The organism is Streptomyces sp. NPDC093225 (genome assembly GCF_044753805.1).
GTDB lineage: Bacteria > Actinomycetota > Actinomycetes > Streptomycetales > Streptomycetaceae > Streptomyces.
This window is the reverse complement of record NZ_JBIVNX010000044.1, coordinates 46,706-65,822: the sequence shown is the minus strand read 5'-3', so window position 1 is coordinate 65,822 and position 19,117 is coordinate 46,706. Positions and strand designations below refer to the sequence as shown.

Sequence of the window (19,117 nt, the reverse complement as noted above, 5' to 3'; positions counted from 1 at the left end):
GGGGCCGGGGGGGGGCGCGCCGCCCCCCCCCCCCCCCCCCCGCCCCCCCCCCCCCCCCCCCCCCCCCCCCCCCCCCCCCCCCCCCCCCCCCCGGCCCGGAAACCCTCGGCAGGCGGACAGGCCCGACACCGCCTACCCACCACGACCCCGCCCAACCCCAACCTCGCAGGCCCCACCCCGGCCACTCCCCCCGACCGGCCCGACCTCAACAGCGCAGGCCCGACCCCCGGCCCACTCCTCCCGACCCGGCCCGCCCCCACGCCGCAAGCCACCCCCAACGACGGAGCCGCCTACCGAACCCCCGCCACCACACCCAGCAGCACCAGACCCGCCGCCACCGGGGCGAGGATCTCGTACGCCCACCGGACCGCGACGACGCCCTGGGCGCCCGGGCGGTCGGCGCAGCGCTCGTGGAGCTCGTTCAGCTCGTCGACCGTGCGATCGGCGGTGGCCCTGCGCACCTGGTCACCGGCAGCCGCCACGGCCTCCGTACCGGCACCCACGTCGCGGCCGCTCCGCCCGAGGACGGAGCCGCGCCCACCGGCGGCCTGGCGGTTGGCCCGCTTGCGCTCCCGCAGCGAGACGGGGATGGCCCACAGCTGGTACTTCGCGCCCCCGGCGAACAGCTCCGCCGAGTAGCCGGACCGCAGGTACTCCACCGCGGCCCAGGGCGCGGTGACGAGGCGGAACGGGTTCCGTACGCGGATCCGGTCGTCGTTGACGAACACGGCCGGCCGCAGCGTGAAGGCCACGATGAGGGGCACGGCGATCAGCAGGCCGGCCGCGGCGAACCACGGCGTCCACCCGCTGCCGCGCAGCAGCGCGTCCCCACCCAGCCACGCCGCGATCGCGAGCAGCAGCACCCCGGCCACGAGAGCCTGGGGCGAACGGTAGACACGGTCCGCGTAGACGGGCTCGGCGGAGGACGGCGGGGGGTTCGTCATACCGCCGATTCTGCCATTCGCCCTGCGAACCGAACCGGCACGAACCCGCGCCCCTCCCAGCCGGAACCAGCGGGCACCACCCCACCCCCGCGAACAAGGGCGACACGAACCCCAAACCACCCCCGCACCACCCCCACTCCACCGCCCCACCTCCACTCCACGTCCACCCCACCCACCCCCTCCACTCCACGTCCACCCCACCCCATCCCCACCCCCACCCAACCTCACGGAACCGCCGCGACCGGCTCGGGCGTCCTTCCAGGCGTGCAACAGCGTCATGAGCTGGGCGGTAGTGCCGCCATACGACTCCGGGCCGTGAGCGGCGTACTGCTCTTCGCGCATCTCGCGCTGGTCGGCTGGCTGACTCTGCGCCCACTTGACGTCCCCTGGGCCGCGGCCGCGAACCTGACGCCGCTGGAAGGCATCCGCACCGACCTCGCCTACGGCCCCGTGGAGGCCGCCCGCCGCATCGGCGAGGGCCTGGCCCTGCTGGCCCCGCTGGGGGTCCTGCTCCCGATGGCCGGCGGACGCCTCACGGCATCGCCTCTGGCGTCCTTCGTCCGCACCACCGCTGCGGCCGCGCTGATCTCGCTCGGGATCCTGTTCCTGCAGACCGGGGTGCCCGGCCAGGTCGTGGACGTGGACGCGGTCCTGCTGAACGCGACCGGGGTCGCCGTCGCCCACCTCGCCGTCGTACCGGCCCTCCGGTCCCGCCTTCGCCGTACGCACCCGGTCGCGGCCGGCGGCTCGGAAGGGGCCCCCTCACCGGGTACCCGCAGTGCGACCCGGGCCCTCCTCACGCAGCCCGGCACCGGGGGCGGCACCACCGCCACCGGCACCGGCGCCGGCACTCAGGGATCAACCCCGAGAATTCCCAGGGTCGGAATAGCTCCCTGGAGTGACGTTCTCTCCGCCGTCCCACGCGAGTATTGAGACATCGCAGAAAGCGAGACGAACCCAAGGAGAGAAAGCCATGAGCGCGCCCCTTATCCGCCCGACCAACGGACGAATGATCGGCGGCGTCTGCGCCGGCCTCGCGCAGCGCTTCGGAACCTCCGCCACCACCATGCGGGTCATCTTCGTCGCCTCGTGCCTGCTGCCCGGCCCGCAGTTCCTCATATACCTGGCCCTGTGGGCGTTGCTGCCCTCCGAAAAGTCGCCCAAGGCCGCCTGGTAAACGTTCGGAGGGCCGGGCCCAGCCCTCCGAAAAGGACCAGCACCCACAAAACAGCAACCGGCCACCAGCAACCGGCAGCCATCAACCAGCAGCCATCAACCAGCAGCTATCAACCGAGCAGCTATCAACCGAGCAGAATTCCTCCCCCGAGCCACCAAAGCCCGCCCGGAAGGAACGAACTCGACCGCGTCAGCGAACCGCCGCAGCCAGCTTCTCCAGCTGCCGGTCCGCGAGCTCGTGCGGGACCTGAACCGGCTGCCCACCACTGGTGGCGGCGACGTTCAGGGCCATCAGGCGCACCACCGTGCTGCCCTCGCGCACGACGACCACGTGGACCGGGGCGGAGACACCCGCCGCCGCGGCCGTGGTGGTCCAGCTGACGCTCTCGTCACCGCCGACCTTGTAGGCAGCACCACGGACGTCCTTGTACGTCCCGGTCTGCTTCTCGACCGTGGCGGAGAACCCGTCGCCGCACGCCGCGATCGCCTTGCGGAGTCGGGCGACGAGGTGCTTGGCGTCCGCATCGCTGTAGGCACTCAGCGACACGGACACCGCGAGGCCGAGCTGCTTCTGGGAGCCGACACCCCGGTTGACGGTTTCGCCCGCGGCCGGGTCGGGCTTGTCGCCCATGATGTCCGCGAGCGGCTGGCAGGCCTTCTCGTCGGCCTGGGGCTGCCCGTCGGGCGCATTGGGGTTCTTGGCCTGCGCGGAGATCTGGTAGCCGGCCAGGTCGCCCTGGACCAGTGCGGCCCGCTCGAGCGGTGTGCGGGCGGGCGGTACCGCCGTGGACCCGGGCGCGCCGGAGCTCGCGCTCGCCGTGGGCGTCGCCGGCTCGCCGGAGCTCTTGCCTTCGGGCCGGTTCTCCGTACCTCCTCCTCCGCCCCCACTGCCGCCCCCACTGCCGCTGCCACTGCCACTGCCCGCGCAGCCCGTGGCGAGCAGGAGAAGGGGCACGGAGAGGAGCGCGGCCGCGCCCCGAGCCGTCATACGCATGTCTCGGAACTTCTTCATCCGCGAACCTCATCATCCGCATGTCGTACGGGAGTTGGTGGCGATGCTGGCACAGCACGCGGCGGGGCGCACACCTCGTCGAAGAGGTGTGCGCCCCGTTCGGTACGCGTTCGAGCACCGCATGACCGACGACCACCGCAACCACCGCGCAACCACCGCGAAAGCGCGGCAGCCGGACGACCACCACGGCACACACACCCGCAGGAGGGATCACAGCGCAGCGGCAAACCAGCAGACGGCCACCCCAGGGCGCTGGACGGCGACCCCAGGGCACTGCCCCACGCCATTCCCCGACCCGGCGCGACCGGCGTGACCCGATGTGGTCGCCCGAGCGACGGAGGCGCAAGCGGTCACGCAACGCACCCGATGGGCGCGACGCGAGCGGCCGGGTAAGCGATCACGCGAACAGCTCAGCCGTCACACGAGCCAGCACGAACGCACGCACGCACGCCGACACACAAGCCAGCACGCGCACCGCGCGGCCAACCGAACGGTCACGCGCCGCCGTTGAGGAGACCGCCCGCGGCCGGGAGGCCACCGAGGAGACCCTGGACCGGGTCGGAGGCGTCGCTGCTGGACTGCTGGACGCCGTCCTCCGAGGCCTGGGCGTGGTTGAGGGTGTTGCCGAGCGGCCCGGCGACACCGGTGACGGTGTTCAGGGCGTCGGCCACACCCACCGCCGGGGCGGCGGAAGCGGTGCCGGCGGCGGCCGCGGCGAGAGCGGCACCGATGACGGCGACACCGAGGGTCTTGGCAGCTGACTGCTTCATGAAATCTCGTCCTTGCGACAGGGAACTGAGCGGCTCCGCAAACTAGCCACCCCAAACCCCGTCCCGCAAACATCCTTAAATAAGAAGAAGCGCCCGGGAGCCGAACTCCCGAGCGCTTCCCTTCGCCGTACCGGATCGGCGGTTCCGCCTTACGCGGAGACAGACCCGCTGGTGGAGGCGGTCTGACGGAAAAGCCACTCGGACTTCAGTTCCGCGTAACCCGGCTTGATCACGTCGTTGATCATCGCCAGTCGTTCATCGAAAGGAATGAACGCCGACTTCATGGCATTGACGGTGAACCACTGCATGTCGTCGAGCGAATAGCCGAAGGTGTCGACCAGGTGCTCGAACTCCCGGCTCATGCTCGTGCCGCTCATCAGGCGGTTGTCGGTGTTGACCGTGAGGCGGAAGTGCAGGCGGCGCAGCAGACCGATCGGGTGCTCGGCGTACGAGGCCGCGGCGCCCGTCTGCAGGTTCGAGGTCGGGCACATCTCCAGGGGGATGCGCTTGTCGCGGACGTACGAGGCCAGCCGGCCCAGCGTCACGCTGCCGTCGGCGGCGACCTCGATGTCGTCAATGATCTTCACGCCGTGGCCGAGCCGGTCGGCGCCGCACCACTGCAGGGCCTGCCAGATCGACGGCAGGCCGAAGGCCTCGCCCGCGTGGATCGTGAAGTGGTTGTTCTCCCGCTTCAGGTACTCGAACGCGTCGAGGTGACGGGTGGGCGGGAAGCCCGCCTCGGCACCCGCGATGTCGAAGCCGACGACGCCGTTGTCCCGGTAGCGGTTGGCCAGTTCGGCGATCTCCAGCGCGCGGGCGGCGTGCCGCATGGCGGTGAGCAGCGCGCCGACGCGGATGCGGTGACCGTTGGCCTTCGCGCGGCGCTCGCCCTCGCGGAAGCCCTCGTTGACGGCCTCGACGACCTCTTCGAGCGTCAGGCCGCCCTCGAGGTGCTGCTCGGGGGCGTAACGGATCTCGGCGTAGACGACGCCGTCCTCGGCGAGGTCCTCGGCGCACTCGGCGGCGACGCGGAACAGCGCGTCGCGGGTCTGCATGACGGCGCAGGTGTGCGCGAACGTCTCCAGGTAGCGCGGCAGCGAACCGGAGTCCGCGGCCTCGCGGAACCAGATGCCGAGCTTGTCGGCATCGGTCTCGGGGAGGTTCTCGTAGCCCGCCTCGGCGGCGAGCTCGATGATCGTCCCGGGGCGCAGACCGCCGTCCAGGTGGTCGTGCAGCAGCACCTTCGGGGAGCGGCGAATCTGATCCGGCGTGGGCAGGTTGGGGGTCTCGCTCGTCATTTCCGAACTCTAACTCCTACGCGCGTAGAGCGAGCGGCCGACGGTCTGGGTCGATACGTAACAGTGACCGTGCGGACGGGTGGCGTACACCTCCCCGTCTGAGAGTGTTCCGGCATGGCACAGCAGACGGCCCGTCTGGGACGGGCGAACGGCTCGGGCTCCGCGGTCAGCGGGGTGGTGCTCCTCCTCCCGGGATCCGCCCCCTTCGCTCCCGGCCTCCGCGCTTTACCCCCGTTCTTCTCCCCTTCTTCGTCCAGGACCGCGCCCCCCACCTCCAGGGCCGGCGCGACCTCCCCGGGCGCCACAACCTCCCCGGCCTCCCCGGCCTCCCCGACCACATCGACGACATCGACCACGTCGGCTTCTTCGGCCTCCTCCACCGCGCCGCCTCCGTCGACACCCCCGCCGTCACCCCATCCCACCCTCCTCTCACCCCTGCCCCCGCTCTCGCCACTCTCCCCGCTCTCGCCGCTCTCCCCCGGCCCGATCCGCCCCCTGGCCCGCGCGCTCGCCAAGGCCGGCGCGGCGGAGGGGCTGGTCACGCACGTGGTGCAGTACGGGGGCCGGCGGGCGGACTTCGCACGGGACGCGGCATGGGGCGCGGACGAGGCGCAGCGCCGTTACGGGGACGTACCGATCTGCCTCGCGGGGTACGGGGCCGGGGGGCTGGCCGCGTTGCGGGCCGCCGGACACGAGGCCGTCAACTCGGCACTCGCACTTGCGCCGTGCATTCCGGAGGCGGAGGCGGGGCCCTCGCCCGAACCGGTGAAACACCTCGCCGGACGCCAGGTGTTGATCGTGCACGGCACCAACGACGCCCGGACCGACCCGGAGTTGTCGTTCCAGCTGGCGGCGCGGGCGAAGAAGGCGAACCGCAGCACGTGCCGCTTCGAAGTCCACTCGGACGGACACGCGTTGCGCGAGCACCGCACCGAAGTCATAGCACTGGCGGTGGACTTCGTGCTGGGGGCGGTCTTCTCGGGCCGGTACTCACGACCGGTGACCGACGCCCTCGCGGCACCCCCGCCCCTGGGCCTGCGCATGCCCCTGGCCTCCGGATTCGGCCGCTCCCTGCGAGGGTGACCCGACCTCGCCCCGAGCTCAACCACAGCTGAACCCGACCTCGACCTCGACCTCGACCTCGACCAGAGCCGGGCCCGCCGGACCCCTCACGCCACGTAGGGCTCCTGCCCGTCCGGCAGGAGGCGCCCGCGGCGCGAGAGGAGGAAGCGCTTGAAGGCGGCGACCGGCGGGGTGTCGGGGTGGCCGTCGAGCCAGGCGACGCCGATCTCGCGGACCGCCCGCGGGGCCGTGACGGTCAGCTCGACCACCCCGGGCCGGGCCACCGCGGGCGGCGGCAGCAGGGCCACCCCCAGCCCCGCCGCCACCAGTCCGCGCAGGGTCTCGGCCTCCTCGCCCTCGAAGGCGACCCGCGGCTTGAAGCCCGCCTCGGCGCAGAGGTCGTCGGTGATCCGCCGGAGCCCGTAGCCGGGCTCGAGGGTGACGAAGGTTTCCTCGGCGGCCTCCGCGAGGCGGATCCGCTTGCGCGTGGCGAGCCGGTGGTCGTCCGGCACCACCAGCCGCAGCCGCTGCTCGTCGAGGCGCCGCCCCACCAGGTCCGGGGCCTCCGGCACGGGCGAGGTCAGGCACAGGTCCAACTCCCCGGCCCGCAGCCGCTCCAGCATCGCCTCGCCGTAGTTCTGGACGAGGGAGAAGCGGACGTGCGGATGGTCCACCCGGAAGGCCCGGATCAGTCCGGGTACGGTCTCCGAGCCCATGGTGTGCAGGAAACCGAAGGCGACGTGGCCGGTGGCCGGGTCGGCGTCCGCCCGGACCGCGTGCGCGGCCCGGGCGATCTCGGCCAGCGCCCGCTCGGAGCCGGCGAGGAAGGAACGCCCGGCGGGGGTGAGGGACACGCTGCGGCCCCGGCGGGCGAACAGCGCCACGCCCAGATCGGCCTCCAGCCGGACCATCGCACGGCTCAACGTCGGCTGTGGAACACCGAGTTCGTGGGCGGCGCGGGTGACGTGCTCGTGCCGGGCGACGGCTGCGAACCAGGCCAGCCGGGGGGCCAGCAGGTTTGTCACGGCGATGTCTTCTTCGTAACGACTCATTGACACGCACCCCCGTGAGCTCTGCTTATGCGGCAGCGTATCGATTTTCGTGATTCAGCGCATTGGACGCATGAAATACGGCGGCCTAGTTTTGACGTATGCCTCCCGCTCATACCGGGGCACCCGTCACCATGGGTGCCTCTACCCCGTCGTCCCCCGAAGCCTCCGAAGCCCCCCGGCCCGCCCCCGAGCGGCACGAGCCCGCCTCCGCCGGCTACCGCCGCATGAGCCTCGCGCTCTTCGCCGCCGGCCTGGCGACCTTCGCGCTCCTCTACTCCACGCAGGCCCTGCTGCCCGCCGTCTCCGCCGGGTTCGGCGTGACGGCCGGCCAGGCCAGCTGGACCGTCTCCGCGGCCACCGGCGCGCTCGCCCTCTTCGTGCTGCCGCTCAGCGCCCTCTCCGAGCGCGTGGGCCGGACCCGGATGATGACGGTCTCGCTCGCGCTCGCGGTCGGCGTCGGCCTGCTGGTGCCCTTCGCACCGAACCTCACCACGCTCGTCGTGCTGCGCGCCGTGCAGGGCGCCGCCCTGGCCGGACTGCCGGCGAGCGCGATGGCGTACCTGGCGGAGGAGGTCCGGCCGAAGGCGCTGGTCGGCGCCATCGGACTGTTCGTCGCGGGCAACTCGATCGGTGGCATGAGCGGCCGCCTGGTCACGGGGTGGGCGGCCCAGCTGTGGGGCTGGCGGGCCGGACTGGCGGCGGTGGGCGTGCTGGCGCTGGCCTGCGCGCTGGTCTTCCGGGCACTGCTCCCCCGGGCGCGGTTCTTCGCCCCGGCCGCGATCGACCCGCGCTCCCTGGCGCGTACGGTCGGCGGCCACCTGCGCGACCCTCTGCTGCTGCGCCTGTACGGCATCGGCGCGCTCTTCATGACGGTCTTCGGCGCGGTCTACACCGTGATCGGCTACCGCCTGGTCGACGACTTCTCGCTGCCGCAGGGCGTGGTGGGCTCGGTGTTCCTGGTCTACCTCGTCGGTACGGCCTCCTCGGCGGCCGCCGGCCAGCTGGTGGCCCGCACCGGCCGCCGCGGGGCGCTCTACCTGGCCGTGTCGACCACGGCGGCCGGGCTGCTGCTCTCGCTGGCGGACGGCCTGGCCCCGATCCTGCTCGGCCTGGTGCTGATCACGGCCGGCTTCTTCGCCGGCCACGCGGTGGCCTCGTCCTCGGTGAGCCGGGCGGCGAAGACCGGGCGGGCACAGGCCTCGGCCCTGTACCAGTCCGCGTACTACCTGGGGTCCAGCGCGGGCGGCACGCTCGGCGCGGTCGCCTACCACGCGGGGGGCTGGTCGGCCACGGTCGCGCTGGGGCTGGTGGCGGTGCTCGGCGTCGTGTCGATCACGCTGTACGGGACCCGGGTGGCACGCCTGGAAGAGCGGCGCCTGACCCGGCACCGGTTGGCGCGGGCGGCCTGACCAGGGCCCGCCCCGGGCCGACCCCGCGCCGCATACGCCCCGTAGTCCTGCGTACACCGTAAGTACGGTCCGATCTACGGTCGTCCGGAGCGCAACTATGAGCCCTCCTCGTGCATCTCTTCTTCCAAGAGGACATGACGCACCGCGGACCACACGGCCGCGGGAGCAGGCGGAAGCGGAGGGCGCCGTGGGGGCGACGGGCACGACCGGCACGAAGACGACAGGGGCAGCGGCGGCGATACGGCGGCTCCGCCCGGGCCGCAAAGCCGGGCTGGCGGGGGCGGTGGCCGCGCTGACCGTACCGCTCGTGATGGCGGCGGGCACGGGCTCCGCGCAGGCGGCCTCGTGCACCGCCGGCACCGGGCCGTACCAGAAGCAGGTGGAGAAGTTCCTCGGGCGGCCGGTGGACGGAAGCCAGTCGACCGCGGACTGCCAGGCGATCAAGGCGTTCCAGGCCAAGCACGGCATCACCCCGACCATCGGGTACGCCGGGCCGGTGACGTGGCGGACGATGAGCACGATGCTGGCGCAGCGGGCGGCCGGCCGTAACCCGAACAAGGCGGGCACCTGCCCGACCAACCGGGGCCGGATCGCGTGCGTGGACCTGACCCGGCAGCTGAGCTGGATCCAGGACGGGGCGACGCTGAAGTACGGGCCGGTGCCGGTGCGGACGGGCAAGGACGGCACGGAGACCCGGACCGGCCTGAAGAAGATCTACTACCGGGACATCGACCACTGGTCGTCGCTGTACCACGTGTCGATGCCGTACTCGCAGTTCTTCGACGGCGGCCAGGCCTTCCACTCGGTCACGAAGAGCATGTGGAACCCGCCGGGTTCGGCCGGCTGCGTGAACATGACGCCGACCGACGCGAAGGCGTACTGGAACCTGCTCAAGAACGGTGAGGACGTCTTCGTCTACGGGCGGAAGCCGGGCACCTGACGGCACCGCACCGGTTTTCCGGTGCTTCGGCGGGCCGCTGTCAGTCCCCTCGGGTAGTTTCCCAGTGGTAGGGATCTATCTGGGGGACTGATCTTCATGAGCGACCTCGCCACACCCGCGGCGCGTCCGGACCTGGACGAGGCGTTGGACCGCTACCGGGTCGAGCTGACCGGGTACTGCTACCGGATGCTCGGCTCGTCCTTCGACGCCGAGGACGCGGTGCAGGACACGTACGTGCGTGCCTGGCGCTCGTACGAGAAGTTCGAGGGGCGGTCCTCGCTGCGCTCGTGGCTGTACCGGATCGCGACGAACGTCTGCCTGGACCTACTCAACGCGGGCAACAAGCGGGCCCGCCCGATGGACCTGACCGACCAGGGCCGGCAGGCCTCCGCGGTGCTGAACACCCGCCCCGAGGTCACGTGGCTGGAGCCGGTGCCGGACGCGCGGGTGCTGCCGCAGGCACCGGCCGACCCTGCGGAGCTGGCACAGGCGAAGGAGTCGGTGCGGCTGGCGTTCGTGGCCGCGCTCCAGCACCTGCCGGCCAAGCAGCGGGCGGTGCTCATCCTGCGCGAGGTGCTCGCGTGGAAGGCGGACGAGGTCGCGGAGCTGCTCGACACCTCGGTGGCCTCGGTGAACAGCGCCCTGCAGCGGGCGCGCGCCACCATGTCGGCGCAGCAGGTCAAGAAGACCGAGTCGGCCGACCCGCTGGACGAGGAGCAGCGCTCGCTGCTGGCCCGCTACCTCGAGGCCTTCGAGGCGTACGACATCACGGCGCTGACCGCGCTGCTGCACGAGGACGCGGTGCTGTCGATGCCGCCGTTCGACCTGTGGCTGCAGGGCCGGGCCGACATCGCGGCCTGGCACCTGAACCAGGGCATCGGTTGCAAGGGCTCGCGCCTGGTCCCGACGACGGCGAACGGGATGCCGGCGTTCGGCCAGTACCGGCCGAGCGCGTCGGGCCAGGGGCACGAGCCGTGGGCACTGCAGGTGCTGGAGGTGTCAGGCGGGCGGATCGTCGGGCTCAACGCGTTCCTGGACACCGACCGGTGGTTCCCCCTCTTCGGCCTGCCGGAGCGGTTGGCGTAGCTCGGCTTGGCGTTGGTCGGCGTCGCCTTGGCCGGCGTCGCCTTGGCCGGCCTGCTGCTGGGCCAGGACGTCGCCGAGGCCGCTCAGCTCCAGGAGCGCGGCCAGGCCCGGCGGGGCGCCGGTCAGCCGGAGGCTGCCACCGTGGCGGCGGGCGGTCAGCGCCAGGCGCGCCAGCGCGTCGAGGGTGGGCAGGCCTGGGGCGGTGAGTCCGGCGAGATCACACACGACCTCGGCTGCGCCGCGCCGGTAGCGCTCCGCAAGCGCCGCGCACAGCGGTTCCGTGTCTTCGGTCCGCAGCGCGGGCCCGGGCAGGGGCATCTCCTCCGTGATCGTCACGCAGAGGTTGACCGCCACCCGGGCCCGAACTCATCGGCAGAGCGGCGAGCGACTACGGGACAGGGAAGTCGGACGTGTCGATATCGAGGTTGAACGGTTCAGGGAGCTTGACGGTCTCACCGAACTTGCCTGCCCACAGCACGCGGTAAACGCCGCCCTGGGGCTCGCCGTAGAGGTGGATGGTGGGGCCGCCGGGCGCGTGCGGGTCGATGAGGAGGTAAAGCGGGACTCCCGCCGCTGCATATCCGTTGAGCTTCGCGACCCGGTCATTGACGGCGTTCGACTTCGACGTCACCTCGACGGCGAGCTCGGCAGCCTCGGCGGCAACGAAGTCGTCCCCTCCCAGCAGCACGCCGTGTGGGGCCACGGCAAGGTCCGGGATATAGATGCCGCTCTTGGACGGAACTGCAACGTTGAGGGTCTCGTAGACCCCCCAATCATCGGGAACCACGCTGTACAGGCGGCGGTGCACCCGCTCGGCGATGTAGTTGTGGGCGTTGACGGGCGGTGGCGCCACGGTGATGATCCCCCCGATGATCTCCACCTTGCAGCCCTCCGGCCAGTCCATCTCCTCCCAGAAACGGACGAGCCGGTCCCAGTCGTCGCCGCCTTGCGGCCGGTGCTCGACTGCGAATGCGCTCATGGCGTGCTCCTCAAGCTGCTGGCGCCGATCCCAGCATGACGAACGGGACCGGCGGGAGTCCACCGATCCCGTTCACCCGAACGAGCGTCCGCGTCAGGCGATGCGGTCCAGGACGATCGGGGTCGCGGAGAACGCGGTGCCGGCCGGCGCGATGTCGTACGTGCCCTCGAGGGACTTCAGGGCGTAGTCGAACTTCTCCGGGGTGTCCGTGTGCAGGGTCATCAGCGGCGCGCCCGCGGTGACCGTGTCGCCCGGCTTCGCGTGCAACTCGATGCCGGCGCCCGCCTGCACCGGGTCCTCCTTGCGCGCGCGACCGGCGCCCAGGCGCCACGCGGCGACGCCGACGCCGTACGCGTCGAGGCGGGTCAGGACGCCGGAGGACGGGGCCGTGACGACGTGCTGCTCGCGCGCCACCGGCAGGGTCGCGTCCGGGTCGCCGCCCTGGGCCGCGATCATCCGGCGCCAGTGGTCCATGGCGGAGCCGTCGGCCAGCGCCTTCGCCGGGTCGGCGTCCTTGATGCCGGCCGCCTCGAGCATCTCCTTCGCCAGGGCGATGGTCAGCTCGACCACGTCGGCCGGGCCGCCGCCGGCCAGGACCTCGACCGACTCGCGGACCTCCAGCGCGTTGCCGGCGGTCAGGCCCAGCGGGGTGGACATGTCGGTGAGCAGGGCGACGGTCTTGACGCCGGAGTCGGTGCCGAGGCCGACCATGGTGCGGGCCAGCTCGCGCGCGTCGTCGATGTTCTTCATGAAGGCGCCGGAGCCGACCTTCACGTCGAGGACCAGGGAGCCGGTGCCCTCGGCGATCTTCTTGGACATGATCGAGGAGGCGATCAGCGGGATGGCCTCGACGGTGCCGGTGACGTCGCGCAGCGCGTAGAGCTTCTTGTCGGCGGGGGCGAGCCCGTCGCCGGCGGCGCAGATGACGGCGCCGGTGGTGTCCAGGACGTTCAGCATCTCCTCGTTGGAGAGCAGGGCGCGCCAGCCGGGGATGGACTCCAGCTTGTCGAGGGTGCCGCCGGTGTGGCCCAGGCCCCGGCCGGAGAGCTGCGGCACGGCCGCGCCGCAGGCCGCGACGAGCGGGGCCAGCGGGAGCGTGATCTTGTCGCCGACGCCACCGGTGGAGTGCTTGTCGGCGGTCGGGCGGGACAGGGAGGAGAAGTCCATGCGCTCACCCGAAGCGATCATGGCGGCGGTCCAGCGGGCGATCTCGGTCCGGTTCATGCCGTTGAGCAGGATCGCCATGGCGAGGGCGGACATCTGCTCGTCGGCCACCTCGCCGCGGGTGTAGGCGTCGATGACCCAGTCGATCTGCTCGGGGCTCAGCTCGCCACGGTCCCGCTTGGTGCGGATGACGGAGATGACGTCCATGGATGACTACCTTTCCGGCGGTGACGGCGGTGACGTGCCGTTTCGTACATCGTCGTACAGATACGCGACTCTACGCGCATAGAGGCGGGGCGCAAGGGGCCCCACGGAAGAGAAGACGGAAGAGAAGGAAGAGAAGCGGACGGCCCTCCCGCGTCCGTGCGGAAGGGCCGTCCTACGAGGCCCGGGGCCTACTTCAGGTGGTCCGGGCCGAAGGCCTGCGGCAGCATCGCGGAGAGCGGCAGGATGCCCTCCGGGGTGTCCACCTGCAGGTCCGGCCCGCCGAACTCGTGGAGGAGCTGGCGGCAGCGGCCGCACGGCACCAGGAGGCCGCCCCGACCGTCCACGCACGTGAAGTGCGTGAGCCGACCGCCGCCGGTGGCCGCGAGCTGGGAGACCAGCCCGCACTCGGCGCACAGGCCGAGCCCGTAGCTGGCGTTCTCCACGTTGCAGCCGGTGATGACCCGGCCGTCGTCCACCAGCGCGGCCGCGCCGACCGGGAAGCCCGAGTAGGGGGCGTACGCCCGGGACATGGCGTCCCGGGCGGTGGCCCGCAGGGCCTCCCAGTCGACCGCTGAGCCCGTGGAGCCCCCGAAGCCCGCGGAGGCCTCGGAGCCCCCGGAACGCCCGGCGGCCGGACCGGAGCCGGACGCGGTCACTTGCCCTGGCCCTTGCGGTACGGCAGGCCGTCGGCCTTCGGCATCCGCAGTCGCTGTGCGGACAGCGCGAGGACCAGCAGGGTGGTGACGTACGGGGCCGCGTCCACGAACTGGCTCGGCAGGACGTCGGTGAGGGCGTACCAGACGAACACGCCGGCGCCGACGGCCAGCGCGATGCCGGCCTGCCAGTGCTTGCGCTTGTACAGCTGCCAGGCCGCGGCCAGGACGAGCAGGATGCCGACCAGCAGCAGCATCGCGTGGACGTTCTCGGCACCGCCGCGCAGCTTGAGGCTGTCGGTGAAGCCGAACAGGCCGGCGCCCATGGCCATGCCGCCCGGCATCCAGTTGCCGAAGATCATCGCGGCGAGACCGATGTAGCCGCGGCCGCCGGTCTGGCCCTCCTGGTAGATGCCGGTGGAGACGATGGCGAGGAAGGCGCCGCCGAGGCCGGCCAGGCCGCCCGAGACGACCACGGCGATGTACTTGTACTTGTACACGTTCACGCCGAGGGACTCGGCCGCGGTCGGGTTCTCGCCGCAGGAGCGCAGGCGCAGGCCGAACGCGGTCCGCCACAGCACCCACCAGGTGGCGGGGATCAGCAGGATCGCGACGATCGTGAGCAGCGACAGGCTGGTGACCAGGCCGCCGAGCACGCCGGCGAGGTCCGAGATCAGGAACCAGTGCTTGGCCTGCAGGTCGGACAAGGCGTCGGACAGGCCCGGGATCGTGATGTCGGTGATCGGGTCGATGCGCGGGGACTGCTTGGAGGAGCCGCCCGGCGCCTCGGCGAAGGTGTAGTTCGACAGGTACTGGGTGATGCCGACCGCGAGGATGTTCACGGCCACACCGGAGACGATGTGGTTGACGTTGAACGTCACGGTGATGATCGCGTGCAGCAGGCCGCCGAGGGCGCCGCCCACGATGCCCAGCACGACGCCGGTCCACGGGCCCCACTGGTAGCCGGCCCAGGCGCCGAACCAGGTGCCGAGGATCATCATGCCCTCGAGGCCGATGTTGACCACGCCCGCGCGCTCGGCCCACAGGCCGCCGAGGCCGGCCAGGCCGATCGGGACGGCGAGCTGGAGGGCGCCGGAGACCTGGCCGACGGAGGTCAGGTCGTTGGCGCCGGAGATGACGCGGACCAGGGACACCAGGGCGAGGCCACCGGCGATGATCAGCAGGATCCAGGGCAGGGTCAGCTTCTTGCGGCCGCCGCCCGTGGGCGCGGCGCTCGTCGCGGAGACGGTGCTGGTGCTCACGCCGCGACCTCCTTCTCGGTCTTCATGGCGCCGCCGGCGGCCAGCTCCTCGCCGACCTTCTGCTGCTGGCGGCGGATGCCGTAGCGGCGGACGAGCTCGTACGAGACGACGACCGCGATCACGATGAGGCCCTTCATGATCGTGGCGATCTCCTTGGCGTACCCGTACTGGTCCAGGGACGCGGACGCCTTGTCCAGGAACGCGATCAGCAGGGCGCTGAAGAAGATGCCGACCGGGTGGTTGCGACCGAGCAGCGCGATGGTGATGCCGGTGAAGCCCACGCCGACCGGGAAGGACAGGCTGTACGTGTGCGTGTCGCCGAGCAGCGTCGGCAGGCCGGCGAGGCCGGCCACGGCGCCGGAGATGAGCATCGCGGTGAGGATCATCTTCTTGGCGTCGACGCCGGAGGCCTGGGCGGCGGACTCGCTGGCGCCGGTGGCGCGCAGGTCGAAGCCGAACCGGGTGCGGTTGAGGACGAACCAGTAGACGATGCCGAGCGCGAAGGCGACGAAGGTGAAGCCGTAGATCTCACCGGCGTCGCCCATGCTCACCGACGGGAACCAGCCGGACTCGGGGATGTCGCCGGTGGTCAGGTCGTTGGAGCCCTCGGGCTGCACGCCGAGGTTCTTCGGCAGCAGCAGCCAGGCGATCAGGCTGGTGGCGATGGCGTTCAGCATGATCGTCGAGACGACCTCGCTGACGCCGCGCTTGGCCTTGAGGACACCGGCGATGCCGGCCCAGAAGGCGCCGACGCACATGGCGACGACCACGATCAGCAGGATGTGCAGCGGGCCCGGCAGGGTCACGGCCGCGCCGACGACCGCCGACAGCATGGCGGCGAGGCGGTACTGGCCGTCGACGCCGATGTTGAAGAGGTTCATCCGGAAGCCGATGGCGACGGCCAGGGCTGCCAGGTAGTAGGTGCCGGTCTGGTTCAGGATCAGGACCTGGACGTCCTCGTACCCGGCGTTCTCGATCATCAGGCGGATCGGCTCGATCGGGTTGACGCCCGTGGCGAGCAGCACCAGCGAGGTCAGGACGAACGCGCTGACCAGTGCGAGCACCGGTCCGGCGGCGCCCAGGATCAGCTTGTCCTTGTCGATTTTCTTCATCGCGCCTCGTCCTCCGGCGAATCGGCGCCCGCGGCGGAGTCGTCGTTCTGGGTCTGGGTCGTGGTGCCGTTCTCGCCGGCCTCCAGGTGCCCGCGGGCGGCGCCGGTCATGGCGGTGCCCAGCTCCTCCGGGGTGATCGTCGCGGGGTCGGCGTCCGCGACCAGGCGCCCGCGGTAGATCACGCGGAGCGTGTCGGACAGGCCGATCAGCTCGTCGAGGTCGGCGGAGATCAGCAGGACGGCCAGGCCCTCGCGACGGGCGTCGCGGATCGCGTCCCAGATCTGCGCCTGGGCGCCGACGTCCACACCACGGGTGGGGTGGGCGGCGATCAGGAACTTGGGGTTGTGGCTCATCTCGCGGCCGACGATCAGCTTCTGCTGGTTGCCGCCAGAGAGGGAGGCCGCGGTGACCTCGATGCCCGGGGTGCGGACGTCGTACTCGCGCACGATCCGCTCGGTGTCCTTGCGGGCCGCCTTCGGGTCGAGGATGCCGCGCTTGGAGTTGGGCGCCTCGGTGACGTGGCCGAGGATGCGGTTCTCCCACAGCGGGGACTCCAGCAGCAGGCCGTGCCGGTGGCGGTCCTCGGGGATGTAGCCGATGCCGTCGACGCGGCGCTTGCGGACGGGCGCCTTGGTGATGTCCGTGCCGTCGAGCGTGATGACGCCCGAGTCGGGGAGGTTCATGCCCATCAGGGCCTCGATGAGCTCGGTCTGGCCGTTGCCCTCGACGCCGGCGATGCCCAGGACCTCGCCCTTGTGGATGGTGAAGCTGACGTCGTCCAGCAGCAGACGGCCGGCGACGGCCTTCTCCTGGACGTACGTGCCGCCCGGCGACAGCTCCGGCGCCGCCATGGTCTCGGGCTCGGCGGTGATGCCGGAGGCGGCCAGCGTCAGGTTCTCGACCTTCAGCATGGGGACGTCCGTGACCGTCGACTCGCGGGTCTCGGGGGTGGGCAGCTCGGCGCCGACCATCAGCTCGGCGAGCTGCTTGGTGGTGGCCGTCTTCGGGTCGGCGGTGCCGACCGTGGTGCCGCGCCGGATGACGGTGATGTCGTCGGCGACCTTCAGCACCTCGCCCAGCTTGTGGGAGATGAAGATGACGGTCAGGCCCTCGGCCTTGAGCTCGCGCAGGTTGTCGAACAGCGCGTCGACCTCCTGCGGGACGAGCACGGCGGTCGGCTCGTCGAGGATGAGGATCTTCGCACCGCGGTAGAGGACCTTGAGGATCTCCACGCGCTGCCGGTCGGCGACGCCGAGGTCCTCGACGAGGGCGTCCGGGCGGACGCCGAGGCCGTACGCGTCGGAGATCTCCTGGATCTTCTTGCGGGCCTTGGAGCCGATGCCGTACAGCTTCTCGCCGCCGAGGACCACGTTCTCGAGGACGGTGAGGTTGTCGGCCAGCATGAAGTGCTGGTGCACCATGCCGATGCCGCGGGCGATGGCGTCGCCGGGCGTGTTGAAGGAGACCTGCTCCCCGTCGATGGCGATGGTGCCCTCGTCCGGCTTCTGCATGCCGTAGAGGATCTTCATCAGGGTCGACTTGCCGGCACCGTTCTCGCCGATCAGGGCGTGCACGGTGCCCTTGCGGACCGTGATCGCGATGTCCTTGTTGGCGACGACGCCGGGGAAGCGCTTGGTGATGCCGTGCAGTTCTACGGCGGGGGGCGGGCTGGACGCGTTGATGACGCACTCTCCTTGGCGCGAAGGAGCTGGAAGGCAGGGGGCGGGCAGAGCGGGCTGGCAGGGCAGGGGAAGGCGGTGAGAGAAGGTATCGCGTCCACGACACCTCTACGCGCGTAGCACTGCCAAAAACGAAAAGATTGAGCCGCAAACACGGCCCGGGGCCCGGAGGTGGCTGCTGCCAGCCCTCCGGACCCCGGCAGAACGCGTCCTTACGGAGCGGTCTTGACCTGGATCTTGCCGGCGATGATGTCGGCCTTGGCCTTCTCCACCGCGGCCATCAGGTCCGCCATCTTCTTGTACTCGGGGTTCGAGTCGGTGAGGCCGACGCCACCCTTGGCCAGGTTGTAGCGGATCTCGCCCGACTCCGGCTTGCCGTCCTTGACCGACTTGATCAGGTCGTACACGGCGCCGGTGACGTTCTTGGTCGCCGAGGTCAGGATCTGGCCCTTGAACTTCGCGAGACCGGCCTGGTTGTACTGGTCGGAGTCGACGCCGATGGCCCACTTGCCCGCGGTCGACGCGGCCTCGATGGCACCGGAACCGGCCAGACCGGCGGCGGCGTAGATCACGTCGGCGCCCTTGGACAGCTGGCCCTGGGCGGCGGCCTTGCCGAGGTCGGGCTTGGAGAAGCCCTCGAAGTTCGGCGGCTGCGACAGGTACTGGGTCAGCACCTCGGCCTTGGGGTTGGTGTCCTTGACGCCCTGGATGTAGCCGGCCTCGAACTTCTTGATCAGCGGAACCTCGACACCGCCGATGAAGCCGACCTTGCCGGTCTTGGACGCCTTGGCGGCGGCCACGCCCGCGAGGTAGGAGCCCTGCTCCTCGTTGAAGACCAGGTTGGCGACGTTCTTGCCGGTCACCGAGGTGTCGTCGACGATGCCGAAGGTGGTCTTCGGGAACTTCGGAGCGACCTTCTTGATGGCCGGGGCGTAGGAGAAGCCGACGCCGATGACCGGGTTCGCGCCGGAGCGGGCCAGCTCGGTGAGGCGCTGCACCTTGTCGGCGTCGCTCTCACCCTCGGTCGGCTCCGCCTCCTTGACGTTCATGCCGAGGTCGGACTTGGCCTTCTCGGCGCCCGCGTAGGCGGCGTCGTTGAAGGACTGGTCGCCGCGGCCGCCGATGTCGTACGCGATGGCGGCGGTGGAAGAACCGGTCGACGACTCCGACGAACCCGCGTCCGTGGACTTCTTGCCGCCGCAGGCGGTGGCGGTAAGGGCGAGGGCCGCGGACGCGACGCTCACGGTTGCGATCCTGGTGATCCGGCGCAAGGGGAGGCTCCTTCAAAACCTGACCGAAGCGCCACTGACCG

General features: G+C 71.3%; 19 protein-coding genes. 6 read left to right on the top strand and 13 right to left on the bottom strand.

Annotated elements, in window-relative coordinates:
- Positions 1–290: 290 nt before the first annotated feature.
- Positions 291–944 (bottom strand): PH domain-containing protein, encoded by a 654-nt coding sequence (locus ACIQCH_RS30295; protein ID WP_402586094.1) that lies wholly within the window; start codon positions 942–944, stop codon positions 291–293.
- A 264-nt stretch (positions 945–1,208) separates the two neighbouring features.
- Here ACIQCH_RS30295 and ACIQCH_RS30290 point away from each other — a divergent pair, with 264 nt between their 5' ends.
- Positions 1,209–1,877, top strand: coding sequence for a VanZ family protein (locus ACIQCH_RS30290; RefSeq protein WP_402586092.1), 669 nt, complete (start codon positions 1,209–1,211; stop codon positions 1,875–1,877).
- A 40-nt stretch (positions 1,878–1,917) separates the two neighbouring features.
- A complete protein-coding gene (locus ACIQCH_RS30285; RefSeq protein ID WP_030204024.1) occupies positions 1,918–2,121 on the top strand; it encodes a PspC domain-containing protein in 204 nt (67 codons plus the stop codon).
- Between the two features lie 189 nt (positions 2,122–2,310).
- Here ACIQCH_RS30285 and ACIQCH_RS30280 read toward each other — a convergent pair whose 3' ends face one another.
- The 3 genes from ACIQCH_RS30280 to ACIQCH_RS30270 form a co-directional block, all read right to left on the bottom strand.
- Complete coding sequence (locus ACIQCH_RS30280) at positions 2,311–3,114, bottom strand: hypothetical protein (RefSeq protein WP_402586090.1); 804 nt, start codon at positions 3,112–3,114, stop codon at positions 2,311–2,313.
- Positions 3,115–3,626: 512 nt separating this feature from the next.
- Entirely contained in the window at positions 3,627–3,902 is a 276-nt protein-coding gene (locus ACIQCH_RS30275) for a hypothetical protein (RefSeq protein WP_402586089.1), read from the bottom strand.
- A gap of 149 nt (positions 3,903–4,051) precedes the next feature.
- Positions 4,052–5,200: an adenosine deaminase gene (locus ACIQCH_RS30270; protein ID WP_399946393.1), complete on the bottom strand. Its 1,149-nt coding sequence runs from the start codon at positions 5,198–5,200 to the stop codon at positions 4,052–4,054.
- A 435-nt stretch (positions 5,201–5,635) separates the two neighbouring features.
- On the opposite strand from ACIQCH_RS30270, the gene ACIQCH_RS30265 reads away from it, so the two are divergent.
- Positions 5,636–6,283, top strand: coding sequence for an alpha/beta hydrolase (locus ACIQCH_RS30265; protein ID WP_402586108.1), 648 nt, complete (start codon positions 5,636–5,638; stop codon positions 6,281–6,283).
- 86 nt (positions 6,284–6,369) lie between these two features.
- Here ACIQCH_RS30265 and ACIQCH_RS30260 read toward each other — a convergent pair whose 3' ends face one another.
- Positions 6,370–7,314 (bottom strand): LysR family transcriptional regulator, encoded by a 945-nt coding sequence (locus ACIQCH_RS30260; protein ID WP_402586087.1) that lies wholly within the window; start codon positions 7,312–7,314, stop codon positions 6,370–6,372.
- Between the two features lie 98 nt (positions 7,315–7,412).
- On the opposite strand from ACIQCH_RS30260, the gene ACIQCH_RS30255 reads away from it, so the two are divergent.
- The 3 genes from ACIQCH_RS30255 (at position 7,413) to ACIQCH_RS30245 (ending at position 10,749) form a co-directional block, all read left to right on the top strand.
- Positions 7,413–8,723: an MFS transporter gene (locus ACIQCH_RS30255; RefSeq protein WP_402586085.1), complete on the top strand. Its 1,311-nt coding sequence runs from the start codon at positions 7,413–7,415 to the stop codon at positions 8,721–8,723.
- 310 nt (positions 8,724–9,033) lie between these two features.
- Positions 9,034–9,663 (top strand): L,D-transpeptidase family protein, encoded by a 630-nt coding sequence (locus ACIQCH_RS30250; protein WP_402586106.1) that lies wholly within the window; start codon positions 9,034–9,036, stop codon positions 9,661–9,663.
- Positions 9,664–9,759: 96 nt separating this feature from the next.
- Complete coding sequence (locus ACIQCH_RS30245; RefSeq protein WP_402586083.1) at positions 9,760–10,749, top strand: sigma-70 family RNA polymerase sigma factor; 990 nt, start codon at positions 9,760–9,762, stop codon at positions 10,747–10,749.
- Here the strand turns inward: ACIQCH_RS30245 and ACIQCH_RS30240 are convergent.
- The 8 genes from ACIQCH_RS30240 to ACIQCH_RS30205 form a co-directional block, all read right to left on the bottom strand.
- Entirely contained in the window at positions 10,663–11,103 is a 441-nt protein-coding gene (locus ACIQCH_RS30240; protein ID WP_402586081.1) for an STAS domain-containing protein, read from the bottom strand. The two genes, ACIQCH_RS30245 and ACIQCH_RS30240, sit on opposite strands and share 87 nt — an antisense overlap.
- Before the next feature lie 34 nt (positions 11,104–11,137).
- Entirely contained in the window at positions 11,138–11,728 is a 591-nt protein-coding gene (locus ACIQCH_RS30235) for a Uma2 family endonuclease (protein ID WP_402586079.1), read from the bottom strand.
- A 93-nt stretch (positions 11,729–11,821) separates the two neighbouring features.
- Positions 11,822–13,099 carry a thymidine phosphorylase gene (locus ACIQCH_RS30230; RefSeq protein WP_402586077.1) on the bottom strand — a complete coding sequence of 426 codons (1,278 nt, stop codon included), beginning with the start codon at positions 13,097–13,099 and terminating at the stop codon, positions 11,822–11,824.
- A 188-nt stretch (positions 13,100–13,287) separates the two neighbouring features.
- Positions 13,288–13,755, bottom strand: coding sequence for a cytidine deaminase (locus ACIQCH_RS30225; protein ID WP_402586075.1), 468 nt, complete (start codon positions 13,753–13,755; stop codon positions 13,288–13,290).
- Entirely contained in the window at positions 13,752–15,014 is a 1,263-nt protein-coding gene (locus ACIQCH_RS30220) for an ABC transporter permease (RefSeq protein WP_402586073.1), read from the bottom strand. The genes ACIQCH_RS30225 and ACIQCH_RS30220 overlap by 4 nt, the downstream gene beginning before the upstream one ends.
- Positions 15,011–16,126 carry an ABC transporter permease gene (locus ACIQCH_RS30215; protein WP_402586071.1) on the bottom strand — a complete coding sequence of 372 codons (1,116 nt, stop codon included), beginning with the start codon at positions 16,124–16,126 and terminating at the stop codon, positions 15,011–15,013. The genes ACIQCH_RS30220 and ACIQCH_RS30215 overlap by 4 nt, the downstream gene beginning before the upstream one ends.
- The gene (locus tag ACIQCH_RS30210) at positions 16,123–17,808 is read right to left on the bottom strand and encodes an ABC transporter ATP-binding protein (protein WP_402586104.1); all 1,686 of its coding nucleotides are present in this window, start codon (positions 17,806–17,808) and stop codon (positions 16,123–16,125) included. The genes ACIQCH_RS30215 and ACIQCH_RS30210 overlap by 4 nt, the downstream gene beginning before the upstream one ends.
- A 209-nt stretch (positions 17,809–18,017) precedes the next feature.
- Positions 18,018–19,076, bottom strand: coding sequence for a BMP family protein (locus ACIQCH_RS30205; protein WP_402586069.1), 1,059 nt, complete (start codon positions 19,074–19,076; stop codon positions 18,018–18,020).
- Between the last annotated feature and the right edge of the window lie 41 nt (positions 19,077–19,117).